Annotated in this window: 1 protein-coding gene; it reads left to right on the top strand. The window is 58.2% G+C overall.

Translation table 11 applies throughout. The annotated features are described in order from the left end of the window. Window positions 1-85: 85 nt before the first annotated feature. On the top strand, window positions 86-854 hold a 769-nt coding region (locus tag QP922_RS12790; RefSeq protein WP_284809908.1), incomplete at its 3' end, for an ISL3 family transposase.

Raw genomic sequence — 854 nt, 5'->3', positions numbered from 1 at the left:
AGCGGGTCACCACAACATATAGGGGTCCCTGGTGTGAAGATGAAAGTTCCTACACAACCATCTAAACCCACCAGGGACCCGTACTGTGAAGCCTACTGGAAACCTCGTCGCCGACACTATCTGCCGTACCGCGGAAATCGGTCTTGCCATCACCGGTGCCGCTGACGCCGGACCACTGACCATCATTGAGGCCACACCAGTAGCCGTTATCGGCGTGTGCCCGGACTGCGGACAGCCAGGAAAGCTGCGCGACCACACCACCCGTCGACTCGTTGATCTTCCTGTCGTCGGATTCCCCACTAGGCTGCACGTAAAAGTCCCTAGATTCCGGTGCACAGCCACCTCATGTAAGAGAAAGATCTTCCAAGAATCTTTAACCTGCGCGGATGACGGCGCCAAGCTCACCCATCGGGTCACCCGCTGGATCTTGCAGCGCCTTGCTATTGACCGGATGAGTGTGTCAGCTACCGCCAAAGCACTCGGTGTGGGCTGGGACCTGGTCAATAAAGTCGCACTGGACGCCTGCCGCCAGCTTGTCTACGGCGACCCTCACCACCTCGACGGGGTTCGCGTCCTCGGAGTCGATGAACATGTATGGAAACACACCAGAAAACCAGGCCAGGCATCAAACCTAGTGACCATACTCGTTGACCTCACCCCGTTGGTGGACGGGCGTGGGCCTGCTCGTTTGTTAGACATGCGACCGGGCAGGTCCGCAGATGTGCTCAGCGGGTGGCTTAAGGAACGCAGCCCCAGCTTCCGGGAGCAGATACAGGTGGTGACAATGGATGGGTTCACCGGATATGCCACCGCAGTCGAGGAGCAACTACCACAAGCTGACAAAGTCATGGACC

The organism is Corynebacterium sp. MSK218, assembly GCF_030232655.1.
Lineage (GTDB): Bacteria > Actinomycetota > Actinomycetes > Mycobacteriales > Mycobacteriaceae > Corynebacterium.
Note: the sequence above shows the minus strand (reverse complement) of the source record. Positions and strands in the feature narration are given on the sequence as shown.